Genomic DNA, 17,776 nt, shown 5'->3' with positions numbered 1-17,776 from the left:
TCTTACCGGTGGCCGCCGCCGGATGCGGGGCGGCGGCCGCCGGCAGGAGCCGCGGCGCCGGATGCGGGGGCCCGCGGACGCGTCCGCGGGCCCCCGCCGGGCGGGGTCAGCCCCGGCGCTCCGCCAGCAGCCGCTCGACCTTCCCGCGGACCTCCCCGGTGTCCAGGCCCCGCACGGTGAGCGTGGTGCGGCGGCGCAGCACGTCGTCCGCGGTGGCGGCCCACTCGTGGTCCCGGGCGTAGACCACCTGCGCCCAGATCTCCGGGGCGTCGGGGTGGACGCGCTCGCCCAGCGACGGGTCCTCGTGCACCAGGCGGGCGATGTCGAAGGCCAGCGCGCCGTAGTGGGTGGCCAGGTGCCGGGCGGTCAGCGGGTCGAGCCGGGTGCCCGGTTCGCGGTCCGCCAGCAGCCGGTGGGCGACGGCGTCCGGATTGGCCACGCCGGGCAGCGGCACCCGCCGCACCAGCCGGGAGACCGGCACGGCGTCTTCGGCGAACCCGCCGCGCACGCTGCCGGGCAGCGCCGCCAGCTTCCGCAGCACCGTGCGGCCGATGTGCCGGTAGGTGGTCCACTTGCCGCCCGCGACCGAGAGCATCCCGCCGCGCCCCTCGGTGACGACCGTCTCCCGCCGGGCCGACTCCACGCCCCCGGGGCCGCCGGGCAGCACCCGCAGGCCCGCGAAGGCGTACGTCACCAGGTCGGGGGAGAGCTGCTCGTCCCGGACGGAGAACGCCGCCTCGTCCAGGATCTGCCGGACGTCGGCGTCGGTGGCCGACACCTCGGCCGGGTCCCCCTCGTACTCCTCGTCGGTGGTGCCCAGCAGCAGGTGGTCCTCCCAGGGGAGGGCGAAGGTGATGCGGTACTTGTCGACGGGCGTGGCCATCGCGGCCCGCCACGGCGCCGTCCGCTTCAGCACCAGGTGGGCTCCCTTGGAGAGCCGGATGCTGGGGGCCGCGCCCGCGTGCTCCATCCGCCGCAGGTGGTCCACCCACGGGCCGGTGGCGTTGAGCACCAGCCGGGCGTCGACGCCGAACTCGGTGCCGTCCAGGCGGTCCCTCAGCTCGGCGCCGGTGACCCGGCCGCCGGTGAAGCGCAGCCCCGTGACCTCGGCGTGGTTGAGCACCACGGCGCCCGACTCCACGGCGGCGCGGACGGTCATCACCGCGACCCGGGAGTCGTTCATCTGGTGGTCGCCGTAGACCGCGACGGCCTTGAGGTTCTCGGTGCGCAGCGCCGGGTTGTCGGCCGCGGCCCGCGACGGGGAGATCAGCCGCCCCACCCCGTCGCCGAAGGCGGACAGGGCGGAGTAGGCGAAGACGCCGGCGCCCAGCTTGGCCGCGCCGTGCGGCCCGCCCTTGTAGACCGGCAGGTAGAAGGTGAGCGGGTTGACCAGGTGCGGTGCCACGTCCTTGGCCAGCACCCGCCGTTCGTGGTGGTTCTCGGCCACCAGCTTCACCGCGCCGGTCTGCAGGTAGCGCAGGCCGCCGTGGACGAGCTTGGAGGAGGCCGAGGAGGTGGCCCCGGCGAAGTCGCCGGCGTCCACCATCGCCACCCTCAGTCCCGACTGCGCGGCGTGCCAGGCGACGGAGGTGCCCAGGATGCCGCCGCCGACGACCAGCAGGTCGAAGACGGCGCCGGCCAGCACCTCCCTGGTCTCGGCGCGGCTGGGGACGATGCCCGCCGCCGGACGCGCCCCGAGGGTGGGAACGCCTCGCATGGTGCTGCTCATGGGGTCACTTCTCCTCTTCGATCCAGCCCATGGTCCGCTCCACGGCCTTGAGCCAGTTCTTGTACTCGCGTTCCCGCACGTCCTGTTCCATCCGGGGGGTCCACTCCGCGGCCCGGCGCCAGTTGGCGCGCAGGGCGTCGGTGTCGGGCCAGAAGCCGACGGCCAGGCCGGCGGCGTAGGCGGCTCCCAGGCAGGTGGTCTCGGCGACCATCGGCCGCACCACCGGAGCGTCCAGGACGTCCGAGATGTACTGCATCAGCAGGTTGTTGCTGGTCATGCCGCCGTCCACCTTCAGGGCGGTCAGCTCGACGCCGGAGTCCTTCTCCATCGCGTCGACGATCTCGCGGGTCTGCCAGGCGGTGGCCTCCAGCACCGCGCGGGCGAGGTGGGCCTTGGTGACGTACCGGGTCAGGCCCGCGATGACGCCCCGGGCGTCGGAGCGCCAGTAGGGGGCGAACAGCCCCGAGAAGGCGGGGACGAAGTAGGCGCCGCCGTTGTCCTCGACCGAGCTGGCCAGCGTCTCGATCTCGGCGGCGCTGTTGATCAGGCCCATCTGGTCGCGCATCCACTGCACCAGCGAGCCGGTGACGGCGATCGAGCCCTCCAGCGCGTACACCGGGTCCTGGCCACCGATGCGGTAACCGACGGTGGTCAGCAGCCCGTTGTAGGAGTTGACGGCCTCGGTTCCGGTGTTGAGCAGCAGGAAGGTTCCGGTGCCGTAGGTCGACTTGGCCTCGCCCGGCGCGAAGCAGGTCTGGCCGAAGAGCGCGGCCTGCTGGTCGCCGAGGGCGGACGCCACCGGCACGCCCGCCAGCTCGCCCCGGGCCTCGCCGTAGACCTCGGCGGAGGACCGGATCTCGGGCAGCATCGCGGCGGGCACGCCCATGGAGTCGCAGATGCGCCGGTCCCAGTCCAGGGTGCGCAGGTTCATCAGCAGCGTCCGGGAGGCGTTGGTGACGTCGGTGACGTGCACGCCGCCGTCGGGGCCGCCGGTGAGGTTCCAGACGACCCAGGAGTCCATGGTGCCGAAGAGGATCTCGCCGGCCTCGGCGCGCTCGCGCAGGCCCTCGACGTTGTCGAGCAGCCAGCGGATCTTCGGGCCGGCGAAGTAGGAGGCCAGCGGCAGGCCGGTCTCGCGGCGGAAGCGGTCCTGGCCGACGTTGCGCGCCAGTTCCTTGCAGAGGGCGTCGGTGCGGGTGTCCTGCCAGACGATGGCGTTGTGGACCGGCTCGCCGGTGGTCCTGTCCCACAGCAGCGTCGTCTCGCGCTGGTTGGTGATGCCCAGGGCCCGCACGTCCTCACGGGTGATCTCGGCCTTGCGCAGGGCCTCGGAGACGACCTCCTGGACGTTGGCCCAGATCTCGGCGGCGTCGTGCTCGACCCAGCCCGGTTCGGGGAAGATCTGCCGGTGCTCCTTCTGGCCGACGGAGACGATGCGGCCGTCCCGGTCGAAGACGATGCAGCGGCTGGAGGTGGTGCCCTGGTCGATGGCGGCGATGAACTCGCGGCGGGTGTCGCTCATGTCGGGGTGCTCCAAGGGGTGGGCGGGGTTGCACGGGCAGGGGCGGGGGGCCGGGCGGTGCCTCCTCGGCGGCCGGGGTGCTCCGGGAGTCAGGCGAACGCGAGCTGGTAGATGCCGCCCGCGGCGGCCCCGCCCAGCAGGGGGCCGGCCACCGGCACCCAGGCGTAGCCCCAGTCCGAGCCGCCCTTGTTCGGCAGCGGCAGCAGGGCGTGCACGATGCGCGGCCCCAGGTCGCGGGCGGGGTTGATGGCGTACCCGGTCGGGCCGCCCAGGGAGAGGCCGAGCCCGACGACGACCAGGGCGGTGATCAGCACGCCGGTGCCGGACAGGGCCAGCCCCTCGGTGAGCCCCTGGGTGAGGATGGCCAGGACCAGGACGGCGGTGGCGACGGTCTCGGTGGCCAGGTTCTGCACCGGGTGGCGGATCTCGGGGGCGGTGGAGAAGACCCCGAGCACCGGGCCGGGGCCGCCGGGGCGCCGCCCGTCCGCCGCGCCGGATCCACCGGTGGCCTCGTGGTCGGTCAGGTGGGCCGTGAAGTGGCCGTAGTAGCAGATCCACACCAGCACGGCGCCGGCCATGGCGCCGAGCAGCTGGCCGGCGAAGTACAGGGGGACGTCGCCCCACTCGCCGCTCTGCACGGCTATGCCGACGGTGACGGCCGGGTTGAGGTGGGCTCCGGAGAGGCCCAGGGCGATGTAGGCGGCGGTGAGGACGGCGAAGCCCCACCCGAAGGTGATGGCGACCCAGCCCGCTCCGACGGCCTTGGAGCGCTTGAGGGTGACGGCGGCGCAGACGCCCCCGCCGAGCAGGATGAGCACGGCGGTACCGATGGTCTCGCCCAGGAATATGTCGGAGCTGGACACCCGCGACTCCTTAGTTCGTGTCCGGAGGGAGCCAGATGGAGGACGTGGGGAGGCGGGCCGATTCCGTTCGGTGTTCGACATTGTCGACCGCCGAACGGCAGTTTTATGCCAGGCGAACATCCCGTCAAGGGCATGGGCGACGGCCTGTCGCCCAGCAGGTGCGACACAAGGGGCAAATGCCCGCAAAGGGTGCGCGGGACGTGTCCGAGGGAACAGCGAGGGCCTTCGGAGTCTGCCCGCGGCCGGAACCCGCGAACCGGCGCGGGACGGCCTCCCGGAGGGAGGCGGGGAGGGGCGGACGACGCGCCGGGCCGGCGGAGGGGCCGGCTCCGGGCGGACGGCCCGCGGGAAGGGGTCAGAAGCGTCCCGCGCCCAGATCGCGGGAGACGGCCCGGGCGCAGTCCCGTACGGCCGCCACCAGGCGCGGCTGGATCGCCCCGTCGGCGCACACCCGCTCCACCGCGCCCGTGACGGCCACGGCGCCCACCGGCATCCGCCTCCGGTCGTGGACGGGGGCGGCTATGGAGGCCACGCCCTCCCAGGTCTCCTCCACGTCGGCGCCCCAGCCGCGGGCCCGGGTCAGCTCCAGGACCTGCTCGAAGGCGTCCGGCTCGGTGACCGTGCGGGGCGTCAGCGCCTTGCGCTCGGCGTCCATGGCCTCGCTGTGCGCCACCGGGTCGTACGCCGCCAGCACCTTGCCCAGGGCGGTGCTGTGCAGCGGCTGCATCGCCCCCACCTCCAGCACCTGGCGGCTGTCGTCGGGGCGGAAGACGTGGTGCACGATCAGCACGCCCTGCTGGTGGAGCACGCCGAGGTAGACGCTCTCGCCGCTGGAGCGGGCCAGGTCGTCGGTCCACACCAGGGCGCGGGCGCGCAGCTCGTGGACGTCCAGGTAGCTGTTGCCCAGCCGCAGCAGCTCCGCGCCCAGCTGGTACTTGCCGGAGGCCGGGTCCTGCTCGACGAAGCCCTCCTGCTGGAGCGTGCGCAGCAGTCCGTGGGCGGTGCCCTTGGCCAGGCCCAGGGTGGAGGCGATGTCGGACAGCCCGAGGCGCCGCTCGCCTCCGGCGAGCAGCCGCAGTACGGCGGCCGCCCGCTCCAGCGACTGGATGGTCCGGGCCATCGGCGCACCTCTCCTCGCGTTCGGTTCTCCGGTGGACATGAGACAGCATTCGACAATGTCGAACGCTAGCGGATCATGCCGATGTCGTGGTAGCCGTCCGCTGTCCGGAGTCCACGTCTCGGAATGCCCGCACCCCGCGGAGCGCCGACGGATACCCTGGCCGGGTGCGCTTCCCGATGGAAGACGCAAAGCCGACAGCCGTCGCACCCCTGGGAGCCCTTCATGGCAGCCTCGACGCCCTCGTACGCCTCCGGCCGGACGCCCGCCGCCGACCAGCCCGCGGACCCGCCGGAGACCCTCCGGAACCGGGTCGCCGCCTTCCGTGAGGCGCTGGCCTCGCGGGTGGTGGTGGCCGACGGGGCGATGGGGACGATGCTGCAGGCGGCCGAGCCGACGCTGGAGGACTTCCAGCAGCTGGAGGGCTGCAACGAGGTCCTCAACGTCACCCGGCCGGACATCGTGGCCGCGGTGCACGAGGCGTACTTCGCGGTGGGTGTGGACTGTGTGGAGACCAACACCTTCGGCGCCAACCACGCGGCGCTCTCGGAGTACGACATCGCCGGCCGGATCGGGGAGCTGTCCGAGGCCGGGGCGCGGATCGCGCGGGAGGTGGCGGACTCCTTCGCCGCCTCCGACGGCCGGGTGCGGTGGGTGCTGGGGTCGATGGGGCCGGGCACCAAGCTGCCCACGCTGGGGCACATCGGGTACGCCACCGTGCGGGACGGCTTCCAGGCCAACGCCGAGGGCCTGATCGCCGGTGGTGCGGACGCGCTGCTGATCGAGACCACCCAGGACCTGCTGCAGACCAAGGCGGCGGTGCTGGGGGCGCGGCGGGCGCTGGAGGCGCTGGGGGTGGAGGTGCCGGTGCTGTGCTCGCTGGCGTTCGAGACCACCGGCACGATGCTGCTGGGCAGTGAGATCGGTGCGGCGCTGACGGCGCTGGAGCCGCTGGGCATCGACGCGATCGGCCTGAACTGCTCGACCGGTCCGGCGGAGATGAGCGAGCACCTGCGCCACCTGTCCCGCCACGCGCGCATTCCGCTGCTGTGCATGCCCAACGCGGGCCTGCCGGTGCTGACCGCCGACGGCGCGCACTTCCCGCTGGACGCCGAGGGGCTGGCCGAGGCCCAGGAGGATTTCGTCGCCGAGTACGGGTTGTCTTTGGTGGGGGGGTGCTGCGGGACGACGCCGGAGCACCTGCGGGCGGTGGTGGAGCGGGTGCGTGGTGTGGTGCCGGCCGCGCGGGATCCGCGTCCGGAGGCGGGGGCGGCGTCGTTGTACCAGGCGGTGCCGTTCCGGCAGGACACGGCGTACCTGGCGATCGGGGAGCGGACGAACGCCAACGGGTCGCGGAAGTTCCGCGAGGCGATGTTGGAGGGGCGCTGGGACGACTGCGTGGAGATCGCGCGGGAGCAGATCCGTGAGGGCGCGCACATGCTGGATCTGTGTGTGGACTATGTGGGCCGTGACGGGGTGGCGGACATGGCCGAACTGGCGGGGCGGCTGGCGACGGCCTCGACGTTGCCGATCGTGCTGGACTCCACCGAGCCGGCGGTGATCGCGGCGGGGTTGGAGAAGCTGGGCGGCCGGGCGGTGATCAACTCGGTGAACTACGAGGACGGCGATGGGCCCGACTCGCGGTTCGCGCAGGTGACCGCGTTGGCCAGGGAGCACGGGGCGGCGTTGATCGCGTTGACCATCGACGAGGAGGGTCAGGCGCGTACCGCCGAGCACAAGGTGGCCGTGGCCGAGCGGCTGATCGCGGACCTGACGGGGAAGTGGGGGATCCGCGAGGAGGACATCCTCATCGACTGTCTGACGTTCACCATCTGCACCGGGCAGGAGGAGTCCCGCCGGGACGGGGTGGCCACCATCGAGGCGATCCGCGAGCTGAAGCGGCGGCATCCGCGGGTGCAGACCACGCTGGGGTTGTCGAACATCTCCTTCGGGTTGAACCCGGCGGCGCGGATCCTGTTGAACTCGGTGTTCCTGCACGAGTGCGTCAAGGCCGGGCTGGACTCGGCGATCGTGCACGCCTCCAAGATCCTGCCGGTCGCCCGGTTCGACGCCGAGCAGGTCGAGGTGGCGCTGGACCTGATCTACGACCGGCGGCGGGAGGGGTACGACCCGCTGCAGCGGTTGATGGAGTTGTTCGAGGGGGCCACGGCCTCGTCCCTGAAGGCGGGCAGGGCCCAGGAGCTGGCGGCGCTGCCGTTGGAGGAGCGGCTCAAGCGGCGGATCATCGACGGTGAGCGGGTCGGTCTGGAGGCGGATCTGGATGCCGCGCTGGCCGAGCGGCCGGCGTTGGAGATCGTCAACGACACGCTGCTGGCGGGGATGAAGGTCGTCGGGGAGTTGTTCGGCTCCGGGCAGATGCAGCTGCCGTTCGTGCTGCAGTCGGCGGAGGTGATGAAGAGCGCGGTGGCCCATCTGGAGCCGCATATGGACAAGGTCGAGGGAGCCGAGGGCAAGGGCACGATCGTGCTGGCCACGGTGCGCGGGGACGTGCACGACATCGGCAAGAACCTGGTGGACATCATCTTGTCCAACAACGGCTACACCGTGGTCAACCTCGGTATCAAGCAGCCGGTGTCGGCGATCGTGGAGGCCGCCGAGCAGCACGGCGCGGACGTGATCGGGATGTCCGGGCTGCTGGTGAAGTCCACCGTGATCATGAAGGAGAACCTGGAGGAGCTCAACGCCCGCAACCTGGCCGCCAAGTACCCGGTCATCCTCGGCGGGGCGGCGTTGACCCGCGCCTATGTGGAGCAGGACCTCCACGAAATCTACGACGGGGAGGTCCGCTACGCCCGTGACGCCTTCGAGGGGCTGCGGCTGATGGACGCCCTGATCGCCGTCAAACGCGGCGTGCCCGGCGCGAAACTGCCCGAACTGCGCCAACGCCGGGTGAAGGCCACGGCGACAGCGGTACAGGAGCCGGCCGAGACCGGGCCGGTGCGCTCGGACGTGGCCGTCGACAACCCCGTCCCCACCCCGCCCTTCTGGGGCACCAGGGTCGTCAAGGGCATCCCGCTCAAGGAGTACGCGAGCTGGCTGGACGAGGGCGCGCTGTTCAAGGGGCAGTGGGGGCTGAAGGCGCCCCGCACCGGTGAGGGCCCCTCCTACGAGGAGCTGGTGGAGAGCGAGGGCCGCCCGCGGCTGCGCGGCTGGCTGGACCGGCTGCACACCGAGAACCTGCTGGAGGCGGCCGTCGTCTACGGCTACTTCCCCTGCCACTCCCAGGGCGACGACCTGGTGATCCTGGACGAGGCCGGATCCGAGCGCTGCCGGTTCACCTTCCCCCGCCAGCGCCGCGGCCGCCGGCTGTGCCTGGCGGACTTCTTCCGCCCGGAGGAGTCGGGCGAGAGGGACGTCGTCGGCTTCCAGGTCGTCACCGTCGGCTCCCGCATCGGCGAGGCCACCGCCGAGCTGTTCGCCGCCGACGCCTACCGCGACTACCTGGAGCTGCACGGCCTGTCCGTCCAGCTCGCCGAGGCACTGGCCGAGTACTGGCACGCCCGCGTCCGCGCCGAACTCGGCTTCGCCGGGCAGGACCCGGCGGCGATCGAGGACATGTTCGCCCTCAAGTACCGCGGCGCCCGCTTCTCCCTGGGCTACGGGGCCTGCCCGGACCTGGAGGACCGCGCCAAGATCGCCGAACTCCTCCGGCCCGAGCGCATCGGGGTGAAGCTGAGCGAGGAGTACCAGCTCCACCCCGAGCAGTCCACCGACGCCATCGTCCTCCATCACCCCGAGGCGAAGTATTTCAACGCGCGGTAGTCGGCTGACCGACGTACACTGATCTGTCCGGTACAGGCCGGTCGGCCACCCCTCGGGGTGGCCGACCGGCCTTCGCGTCCCTTCAGGAGGCACACGGATGACCCGCTCCCGTTCCCGCGCCGACGTTCCCCCCGCCCTCGACGGCGACGCGCCCACCCCCGCGTTCGACGGCGGGGCGCCGGCGGCGGGGTCCGTGGCGGCCGGCGGCAGACAGCCGTCGGCGCCCGCGGCGGTCCGCGCCGCCGTCCCGAAGGCTCCGGCCGGTGTACTCCAGGCGGTGCTGCTGGACATGGACGGCACCCTGGTGGACACCGAGGGCTTCTGGTGGGAGACCGAGGTCGAGGTGTTCGCCGAGCTGGGGTACGAGCTGGCCGAGGAGTACCGCGAGGTGGTGGTCGGCGGGCCGATGAGCCGCAGTGCGACGTACCTGATTCAGGCCACCGGGGCGGACATCTCCCTGGCGGAGTTGACGGCCGTGCTCAACTCCCGGTTCATCGAGCGCGTCGGGCGGGGCGTGGACCTCATGCCCGGCGCCCGGCGGCTGCTGACGGAGCTGGCCGCGCACGGTGTGCCGGCGGCGCTGGTGTCGGCGTCCCACCGCAAGGTGATCGACCGGATGCTGGTGTCGCTGGGGCCGGAGCACTTCGCCCTGACGATCGCGGGCGACGAGGTGGAGAGGACCAAGCCGTACCCGGACCCCTATCTGGCGGCGGCGGCCCGCCTGGGTGCGGACCCGGCCCGCTGCGTGGTGGTGGAGGACACCGCCACGGGGGTGGCGTCGGGGGAGGCGGCGGGCTGCCCGGTGGTGGCGGTGCCGTCGGTGGCGCCGATCGAACCGGCCGCCGGGCGCACCGTCGTGCCGTCCCTGGAGGAGGTCGACCTGTCCTTCCTCCGCTCGCTGGTGGCGGCCGGGCACTGAGCGTGCGGGGATCGCTGCATGGTGAATACAGTTGGGACCGTGAGCAGCGGCCCGCTCATTATCCGTGACGAATGCCGTGGCTGAATTCCCGCTTTTCATCCAGCAGTTGAGCGCGTGATGTTTGTCACCCCCCGGACGGTCGGCGGTCGCCGTCCGCCGGGCTCGCGGAGGCGTTTCGCCCCTTTTCGAAGCCGGCGGATGTCCCTGTTGCGGCAGTTCAGAGCGATTGTCTCCGTGTCCGGCTATCGGATTGTGTGACCGTGCTATCGGAGCGTGATAATTCCGCGGCGCCGACCCGTGCGAGTGGCGGAGTTCACGGCGGCTAATGTCTGTGCCCCGGCCAGAAATTCGGCAACAACCCGGCCGGACAAGGAGACCGTCACCGATGAACCGTAAGACGCTGGTAGTGCCCGCCGTGGTGGGCCTGCTCGCTCCCCTCCTGGCCGCCTGCGGCGGCGAGGACGCCGGGGGAGGAAACGGCGGAGCGATCGTTGTCGGTACCACCGACCGCATTGCGGCCACGGCGGAGACACCTGCTCCGCTCGACCCCGCGGCGGTCTACGACGTCAGCACCTGGAACGTCTTCCGCAACACCTTCCAGACCCTGCTCAGGCTGCCCCGCGCGGGCAACCAGCCGGAGGCGGAGGCCGCCGAGGAGTGCGGCTTCACCGACAAGCGCAGCGCCCGCTACCGCTGCACCCTCCGCGAGGGCCTGACGTTCTCCAACGGTCACGACCTGACCGCCGAGGACGTGGTGTTCTCCCTCGAACGCATGACCGGCATCGACGACCCGGGCGGTCCGGCGTCACTGCTGGACAACCTCGACCGCGTCGAGGCCCCCTCCGAGCGGGAGGTGGTCTTCCACCTCAAGAAGCCCGACGCCACCTTCCCCTACAAGCTCGCCACCCCGGCCGCGGCGATCGTCGACAGCGAGGTCTACCCGGCCGACGGGCTCCTGGAGGGGTACGAGATCGCCGGCTCGGGGCCGTACGTGCTGGAGTCCTTCGACGCCGACAGCGGCAAGGTGGTACTGGCCCGCAACCAGAAGTACCGCGGCGGGGTGGAGCCGGCGAACGACCGGGTCGAGCTGCGCTTCTTCAAGGACTCCGGTGCCCTGGAGGAGGCCTTGCGCGACGGCAGCGTCGACGTGGTCAACCGCACCCTGTCGCCCGAGCAGATCGGCCGGCTGGAGAGCGACCGCGACGACGGCGTCGAGGTCGTCGAGATGTCCGGCCAGGAGATCCGCTACCTCGTCTTCGCCACCGACGACGGCACCGTCGGCGAGACCGCCGTGCGGCAGGCCATCGCCCAGGTCGTGAACCGCGGCGAGCTGGTGCGCGACGTGTACGACCGCACCGCCGAGCCGCTGTACTCCATCGTGCCCAGCGGTCTGACCGGCCACCACAACTCCTTCTTCAACGCCTACGGCGAGCCGGACGCGAAGGCCGCGCGCTCCACCCTGGAGCGCGCCGGCGTCCGGACCCCGGTCGAGGTCGAGCTCACCTACACCACCGACCACTACGGGCCCGCCACGGAGAAGGAGTTCAAGACGCTCGCCAAGCAGCTCAACGCGACGGGGCTGTTCAAGGCCACCGTCAAGGGCGTGCCGTGGAAGACGTACCTGCCCACCTCCCGGAAGCAGCAGTACCAGATCTACGGCATGGGCTGGTTCCCCGACTTCCCCGACCCGGACAACTTCGTCGCGCCCTTCTTCGGCGAGGACAACTTCCTGGGTTCCCCGTACGAGAACAGCGAGATCCGCGAGCAGCTCATCCCGCGGACCCGGGTGAAGGACCAGCGCGACACGGCGGTGGAGGACTTCATCCGCGCCCAGGACATCGTCGCCAAGGAGGTCCCGGTGCTGCCGCTGTGGCAGGGCAAGCAGTACGTCGCCGCCCGTGAGGACATCACGGGCGTGGAGTGGGCGCTCAACTCAGCCTCGGTCCTGCAGTTGTGGGAACTGGGGCGCGGAGTGCAGGTGTGAGGCGGCGGCCGTGCGGCTCCGGGAGTGGTCCCGGGCCGCACGGCCGCCGCGCGAAACGGGGGCAGGAGCAGTCGAACAGGTCACGGATGGGATGGACACGTGAGGAAAACGGCTCGTTGGGGGGCGCTTCCGGTCGGAGTGGGCCTGCTGGCCGCGCTGCTCGCCGGATGCGGTGAGGAGGAGAGCGCCGACGCCGGCCAGGGCGGGCGGATCGTGATGGGCATGACCGACGAGGTCCTGTCCGTCGATCCCGCCTCCGGCTACGACCCCGGCTCCTGGCTGGTCTTCAACAACGTCTTCCAGTCGCTGCTCAGCTTCCCCAAGGACGGGAGCACGCCGCAGCCCGAGGCCGCCGAGGAGTGCGCCTTCACCGACTCCCGCAGCCAGGTGTTCCGCTGCACCCTGAAGGACGGGCTGAAGTTCACCAGCGGCACCCCGCTCACCTCGCAGGACGTGAAGTTCTCCTTCGAGCGGACCTTGCGGATCAACGACCCCGAGGGCCCGGCCGTGATGCTCTCCACCATCGAGAGGATCGACACCCCCGACGAGCGGACCGTGGTCTTCCACCTGGACCGGCCCGACGCCACCTTCCCGCAGAAGATCGCCTCCGGCGCCGGCTCGATCGTCGACAGCGAGTCCTACCCGGCCGACGAACTGCGCACCGACGGCAAGGCCGTCGGCTCGGGCGTCTACCGGCTGGACTCCTACGGGGAGGAGGAGGCGGTCTTCTCCGTCAACCCGGACTACGACGGGCCCGCCGAGGTCCAGAACTCCGGGATGACCATGAAGTTCTTCCGGGGCGACCAGGCGGCGCTGAAGAAGGCCCTGCAGAACGGCGAGGTGGACCTCGCCTACCGCGGTCTGGCCATGGAGGACATCGCCGACCTGGAGGCGGCCGGCGGCGAGAACGGCATCGAGGTCGTCCAGGGCACCGGTGCCGAGGTGCACCACCTGGTGTTCAACATGGACCACCCGGTGACCGGGAAGAAGGGCGTCCGCCAGGCCGTCGCCTACCTGCTGGACCGCTCCACGCTGGTGCGCGACGTCTACCGGCGCACCGCCGAGCCGCTGTACTCGATCGTCCCCGCCGGGATCACCGGCCACAACACGGCCTTCTTCGACGCCTACGGCGAGCGCCCGCAGCCGCAGAAGGCCAGGGCCGCGCTGCGGGCCGAGGGCATCACCGAGAAGGTGGAGCTGACGCTGTGGGGCACCCCGGTGCGCTACGGGCCCGCCAAGATCCGGGAGCTGGAGGAGATCGCCCAGCAGCTCAACGCCTCCGGCCTGTTCGACGCCGACGTCAAGAGCGTGGAGCTGGAGCAGTACGAGAAGGACATCGACGCGGGCAAGTACGGCGTGTACGTCAAGGGCTGGGTGCCCGACTACCCCGACGCCGACAACTTCACCGCGCCCTTCTTCGGCAAGGACAACGTGCTGCGCAACGGCTACGAGGCGGGCCGGATCACCTCCGAGCTGCTGCCGCGCACCGCGGGGATCGGCGACCGGGCCGCCACCGTCGAGGACTTCGAGGCCGTCCAGGACGCGGTCGCCCGCGACGTGCCGTTCCTGCCGGTCTGGCAGGGCAAGCAGTACGCCGTGGCGCACGAGGACGTCTCCGGTCTGGAGTGGACGCTGGACGCCTCGACCGTCTTCCGCTTCTGGGAGATCAAGAAGGGCACCGAGGGCTGACCCGCGGCCCCGCCGGCACCGCGGCGGCCCGGTACCGCCCCGCACGGGGACGGCACCGGGCCGCCGCTTCGCGCGGGGCCGCTACTGCTGGGCGCCCGGCCGCACCAGTCCGCTCTCGTAGGCGTACACCGCCGCCTGCACCCGGTCGCGCAGGCCCAGCTTCGTCAGCACGTGCCCGACGTGGGTCTTCACCGTCGTCTCGCTGACGAAGAGGTCCGCGGCGATCTCGGCGTTCGACAGGCCGCGCGCCACCAGCTTCAGGACCTCCACCTCGCGCTCGGTGAGCGTGCCCAGGGTGTCGGGCACCTGCTCCTCGCCCGAGGGGAGCTTCCCGGCGTACTTGTCCAGCAGGCGGCGGGTGATGCTGGGGGCCAGCATGGCGTCGCCGGCGGCCACCACCCGGATCGCCTGCACCAGCTCGGCGGCGGGGGCGTCCTTGAGCAGGAAGCCGGAGGCGCCCGCGCGCAGCGCCTCCACCACGTACTCGTCCAGGTCGAACGTGGTGAGCACCAGCACCTTGGCCGGACCGTCCTTGGCCGGACCGGTGATCTGCCGGGTCGCCTCCACGCCGTCCATCCGCGGCATGCGGACGTCCATCAGCACCACGTCCGGCTGGAGCGCCCGCACCTGCTCCAGCGCCTGGAGCCCGTCTCCGGCCTCACCCACCACGGCGATGTCTCCCTCGGCCTCCAGGATCATCCGGAAACCGGTGCGCAGCAGTGGCTGGTCGTCCACCAGCAGGACGCGGATTGCCACGGGAACTCCTAACGGGGCGTGGGACCTGGGCCGTCCCATTCTCGCCCAGCGGACCCCGGCCTCCGCTCCCGGGCCCCGCGGGCCGCACCGCCCGCGCCGCCCCCGGTGCCCGCCTCCGGGCCGCCGCCCTCCGCGGGCGGGACACCCTCCGAGGGCCCGTCGGGGAGGTCGTACGGCAGCCGGGGCTGGATCATCAGCGGGTACGGCGGGGGAGTGCCCCCGAACTCCGGGCAGAGCGCCTGATGGGCGCACCAGCCGCACAGCGGCCCCCGCTTCGGCTGCCACTCGCCGGTCTCGGTCGCGCGCCGGATGGCGTCCCACAGGGCCAGCAGCTTGCGCTCCACGCCGCGCAGGTCGCCCTCGTCCGGGTCGTAGGTCAGCACGTCGCCGCTGCCCAGGTAGACCAGCTGCAGCCGGCGCGGGACGGTGCCGCGCAGCCGCCACAGCACCAGGGCGTAGAACTTCATCTGGAACAGCGCGTCGGCGGCGTACTCCGGACGGGGGGCCCTGCCCGTCTTGTAGTCGACGATCCGCACCTCGCCGGTGGGCGCCACGTCCACGCGGTCGATGATGCCGCGCAGCCGCAGCCCCGACTCCAGCCTCGCCTCCACGAACAGCTCGCGCTCGGCCGGTTCCAGCCGCGTCGGGTCCTCCAGGGAGAACCAGCGCTCCACCAGCTCCTCGGCCTGCGCCAGCCAGCGGGCCAGCTCGGCGCCGTCCGCCGCGCCCTCGCCGCCGTCCTGCGCGTCGCCGGTGAACAGCTCCGCCAGCTCCGGGCGCCGGGCCAGCAGCCGCTCCCACTCCCGGGCCACCATCGCCCGGGCCCGCGGCGCGCTGCGCTCGCGGGCCGGGGCGTCGAACAGCCGCTCCAGGACCGCGTGCACCACCGTGCCCCGGGTGGCCGCCGGGGTCGGCTTCTCGGGCAGTCTGTCGATCACCCGGAAGCGGTACAGCAGCGGGCACCGCATGAAGTCCGCCGCTCGCGAGGGTGACAGGGAGTCGGGCGGCGAAGCCTGCGAGGACGCCGCGCCGGGTGCCGGATGGGAGACCATGGACCACGACCCTACGACCCCGCACCGACACGCCGCCGCTTACCATCGGTGGCGTACCCCTTCGCACCCCCCTCGCACCGCACGGCCGCGGGGGCAGCACCGGCGGGCGCGAGGGCACCTTCTACGAGGGGAACCCGTGGCGGACGCGGACAACAGCGGACGGCAGGAGCCCGGCTCCGGCCCGGCGGCGGGCGGCAGGCCGAGGCGTCCGCGCGAGAGCGGCGGCGGCATCCTCATGGGCCGCCCCTTCGGCGTGCCCGTCTACGTCGCGCCGAGCTGGTTCGTCGTCGCCGCGCTGATCACCTGGGTCTTCGGCGGACAGCTGGAGCGCGTCCTGCCCGAGCTGGGCGGCGCCCGCTACCTGGTGTCGCTGTTCTTCGCGGTCGCCTTCTACGCCTCCGTCCTGGTCCACGAGCTGGCCCACACCGTCGCCGCCCTCCGCTTCAGGCTCCCGGTCCGCCGCATCCAGCTGCAGTTCTTCGGCGGCGTCTCGGAGATCGAGAAGGAGACGGAGACCCCCGGCCGGGAGTTCGTCCTGGCCTTCGTCGGGCCGCTGCTCTCCCTGGTCCTGTCGGGGCTGTTCTACCTCGCCCTGTTCGCGGTCGAGCCCGGCACCGTGCCCGCGGTGCTGCTGGCCGGCCTGATGGTCTCCAACCTGATCGTCGCCGCGTTCAACCTGCTGCCCGGCCTCCCCCTGGACGGCGGCCGGATGCTGCGCGCGGTGATCTGGAAGCTCAGCGGCAGGCCCATGGCCGGCACCGTCGCCGCGGCCTGGACGGGCCGGGCGCTGGCCATCGCCGTCCTGGTGGGGATGCCGCTGCTCAGCTACGCCGGCGGGTACACCGGGGAGGGCTTCGGCAGCAGCGACTCCCTGATCGACGCCCTGCTGGCCGCGATCCTCGCCGCGATCATCTGGACCGGGGCCGGCAACAGCCTGCGGATGGCCCGGCTGCGCGAGCGCCTGCCCGAGCTGAGCGCCCGCGCGCTGACCCGCCGCGCCGTGCCCGTGGCCTCCGACACCCCGCTGTCGGAGGCGCTGCGCCGCGCCAACGAGGCCGGAGCCCGCGCCCTGGTGGTCGTCGATGGCCAGGGCGACCCGGTCGCCATCGTCCGCGAGTCCGCCATCGCCGGCGTGCCCGGGCACCGCCGCCCCTGGGTGGCGGTGAGCACCCTCGCCCAGGACATCACCGAGGGCATGCGGGTGTGGGCGGGGCTGGCCGGGGAGGAGCTGCTGGACCACCTGCGGGCCGCCCCCGCGACCGAGTACCTGGTGGTCGAGGAGAACGACGAGGTCTACGGGGTGCTCTCGGCCGGTGACGTCGAGCGGGCCTTCGTGGCCGCGATGGCCAAGCCCACCCCCTCCTGAGCCGCCCCGGCCCGGCCCCGGGGACCTCGATTACGGACCGGGGCCCGGCCTGGACTACCCTTGCCCCCATGTCCGAACCGACCGGTGCCGCCCGCCGTCGCGGGCCCTTCCAGGTCGGGGACCAGGTCCAGCTCACCGACCCCAAGGGACGCCACTACACCTTCACGCTCGAGGCGGGGAAGAGCTTCCACACCCACAAGGGAGCCTTCCCCCACGACGAGCTGATCGGTGCTCCCGAGGGCACGGTCGTCCGTACCACGGGAAACGTCGCCTATCTCGCGCTGCGTCCCCTGCTCCCCGACTACGTCCTGTCCATGCCGCGCGGCGCGGCCGTCGTCTACCCCAAGGACGCGGGGCAGATCCTGGCGATGGCCGACATCTTCCCCGGCGCGCGCGTCGTCGAGGCGGGCGTCGGCTCCGGCTCGCTGAGCACGTTCCTGCTGCGCGCCGTCGGCGACCAGGGCATGCTGCACTCCTACGAGCGCCGCGCCGACTTCGCCGACATCGCCCGGCAGAACGTCGAGCGCTACTTCGGCGGCCCGCACCCGGCCTGGCAGCTGACCGTCGGCGACCTGCAGGACAACCTGTCGGACACCGACGTCGACCGGGTCATCCTGGACATGCTCGCCCCCTGGGAGTGCCTGGAGGCCGTCTCCAAGGCGCTGGTGCCCGGCGGCATCCTGTGCGCCTACGTCGCCACCACCACCCAGCTCGCCCGCACCGTGGAGTCGATCCGCGAGCACGGCACCTTCAACGAGCCGACGGCCTGGGAGACCATGGTCCGCACCTGGCACGTCGAGGGCCTGGCCGTCCGCCCCGACCACCGCATGATCGGGCACACCGGCTTCCTGCTCACCGCCCGCCGCCTCGCCGACGGCGTCGAGCCCCCGATGCGCCGCCGCCGTCCGGCCAAGGGCGCCTACGGGGAGGACTACACCGGCCCCGGAAGCGAGTCGGGCGGCGGCTCGGGCCGGAGCTGACCGGAGCCCTGCGCCG

The 17,776-nt window shown here is 72.4% G+C and carries 12 protein-coding genes; 6 read left to right on the top strand and 6 right to left on the bottom strand.

Features of this window, described 5'->3' with window-relative positions:
* Positions 1–106: 106 nt before the first annotated feature.
* From ACFSJS_RS18150 to ACFSJS_RS18135, 4 genes are all read right to left on the bottom strand, one after another.
* Complete coding sequence (locus ACFSJS_RS18150; protein WP_380901599.1) at positions 107–1,729, bottom strand: glycerol-3-phosphate dehydrogenase/oxidase; 1,623 nt, start codon at positions 1,727–1,729, stop codon at positions 107–109.
* A gap of 4 nt (positions 1,730–1,733) precedes the next feature.
* Complete coding sequence (glpK, locus tag ACFSJS_RS18145) at positions 1,734–3,251, bottom strand: glycerol kinase GlpK (RefSeq protein ID WP_380901597.1); 1,518 nt, start codon at positions 3,249–3,251, stop codon at positions 1,734–1,736.
* Between the two features lie 89 nt (positions 3,252–3,340).
* Entirely contained in the window at positions 3,341–4,114 is a 774-nt protein-coding gene (locus tag ACFSJS_RS18140; protein WP_380901595.1) for an MIP/aquaporin family protein, read from the bottom strand.
* A gap of 355 nt (positions 4,115–4,469) precedes the next feature.
* Entirely contained in the window at positions 4,470–5,234 is a 765-nt protein-coding gene (locus tag ACFSJS_RS18135) for an IclR family transcriptional regulator (RefSeq protein WP_380901593.1), read from the bottom strand.
* Positions 5,235–5,456: 222 nt separating this feature from the next.
* Between ACFSJS_RS18135 and metH the strand changes: the two genes are divergently transcribed.
* The 4 genes from metH to ACFSJS_RS18115 all read left to right on the top strand — a co-directional run bounded on the left by metH (position 5,457) and on the right by ACFSJS_RS18115 (position 13,606).
* A complete protein-coding gene (metH, locus tag ACFSJS_RS18130) occupies positions 5,457–9,014 on the top strand; it encodes a methionine synthase (RefSeq protein ID WP_380901591.1) in 3,558 nt (1,185 codons plus the stop codon).
* Positions 9,015–9,111: 97 nt separating this feature from the next.
* The gene (locus ACFSJS_RS18125) at positions 9,112–9,933 is read left to right on the top strand and encodes an HAD family hydrolase (protein WP_380901589.1); all 822 of its coding nucleotides are present in this window, start codon (positions 9,112–9,114) and stop codon (positions 9,931–9,933) included.
* Between the two features lie 385 nt (positions 9,934–10,318).
* Complete coding sequence (locus ACFSJS_RS18120) at positions 10,319–11,917, top strand: ABC transporter substrate-binding protein (RefSeq protein ID WP_380901587.1); 1,599 nt, start codon at positions 10,319–10,321, stop codon at positions 11,915–11,917.
* 99 nt (positions 11,918–12,016) lie between these two features.
* Positions 12,017–13,606, top strand: coding sequence for an ABC transporter substrate-binding protein (locus ACFSJS_RS18115; protein ID WP_380901585.1), 1,590 nt, complete (start codon positions 12,017–12,019; stop codon positions 13,604–13,606).
* 81 nt (positions 13,607–13,687) lie between these two features.
* Here the strand turns inward: ACFSJS_RS18115 and ACFSJS_RS18110 are convergent, their stop codons facing one another.
* Entirely contained in the window at positions 13,688–14,362 is a 675-nt protein-coding gene (locus ACFSJS_RS18110) for a response regulator (RefSeq protein ID WP_380901583.1), read from the bottom strand.
* An 8-nt stretch (positions 14,363–14,370) separates the two neighbouring features.
* Positions 14,371–15,414 carry a RecB family exonuclease gene (locus ACFSJS_RS18105; protein ID WP_380901581.1) on the bottom strand — a complete coding sequence of 348 codons (1,044 nt, stop codon included), beginning with the start codon at positions 15,412–15,414 and terminating at the stop codon, positions 14,371–14,373.
* A gap of 136 nt (positions 15,415–15,550) precedes the next feature.
* Between ACFSJS_RS18105 and ACFSJS_RS18100 the strand changes: the two genes are divergently transcribed.
* Positions 15,551–16,780: a site-2 protease family protein gene (locus tag ACFSJS_RS18100; protein WP_380901579.1), complete on the top strand. Its 1,230-nt coding sequence runs from the start codon at positions 15,551–15,553 to the stop codon at positions 16,778–16,780.
* 68 nt (positions 16,781–16,848) lie between these two features.
* Positions 16,849–17,760: a tRNA (adenine-N1)-methyltransferase gene (locus tag ACFSJS_RS18095; protein ID WP_380901577.1), complete on the top strand. Its 912-nt coding sequence runs from the start codon at positions 16,849–16,851 to the stop codon at positions 17,758–17,760.
* Positions 17,761–17,776 lie beyond the last annotated feature (16 nt).

This window comes from Streptomyces desertarenae (genome assembly GCF_042681365.1).
In the GTDB taxonomy this organism is placed as follows: domain Bacteria; phylum Actinomycetota; class Actinomycetes; order Streptomycetales; family Streptomycetaceae; genus Streptomyces; species Streptomyces desertarenae.
Note: the sequence above shows the minus strand (reverse complement) of the source record. Positions and strands in the feature narration are given on the sequence as shown.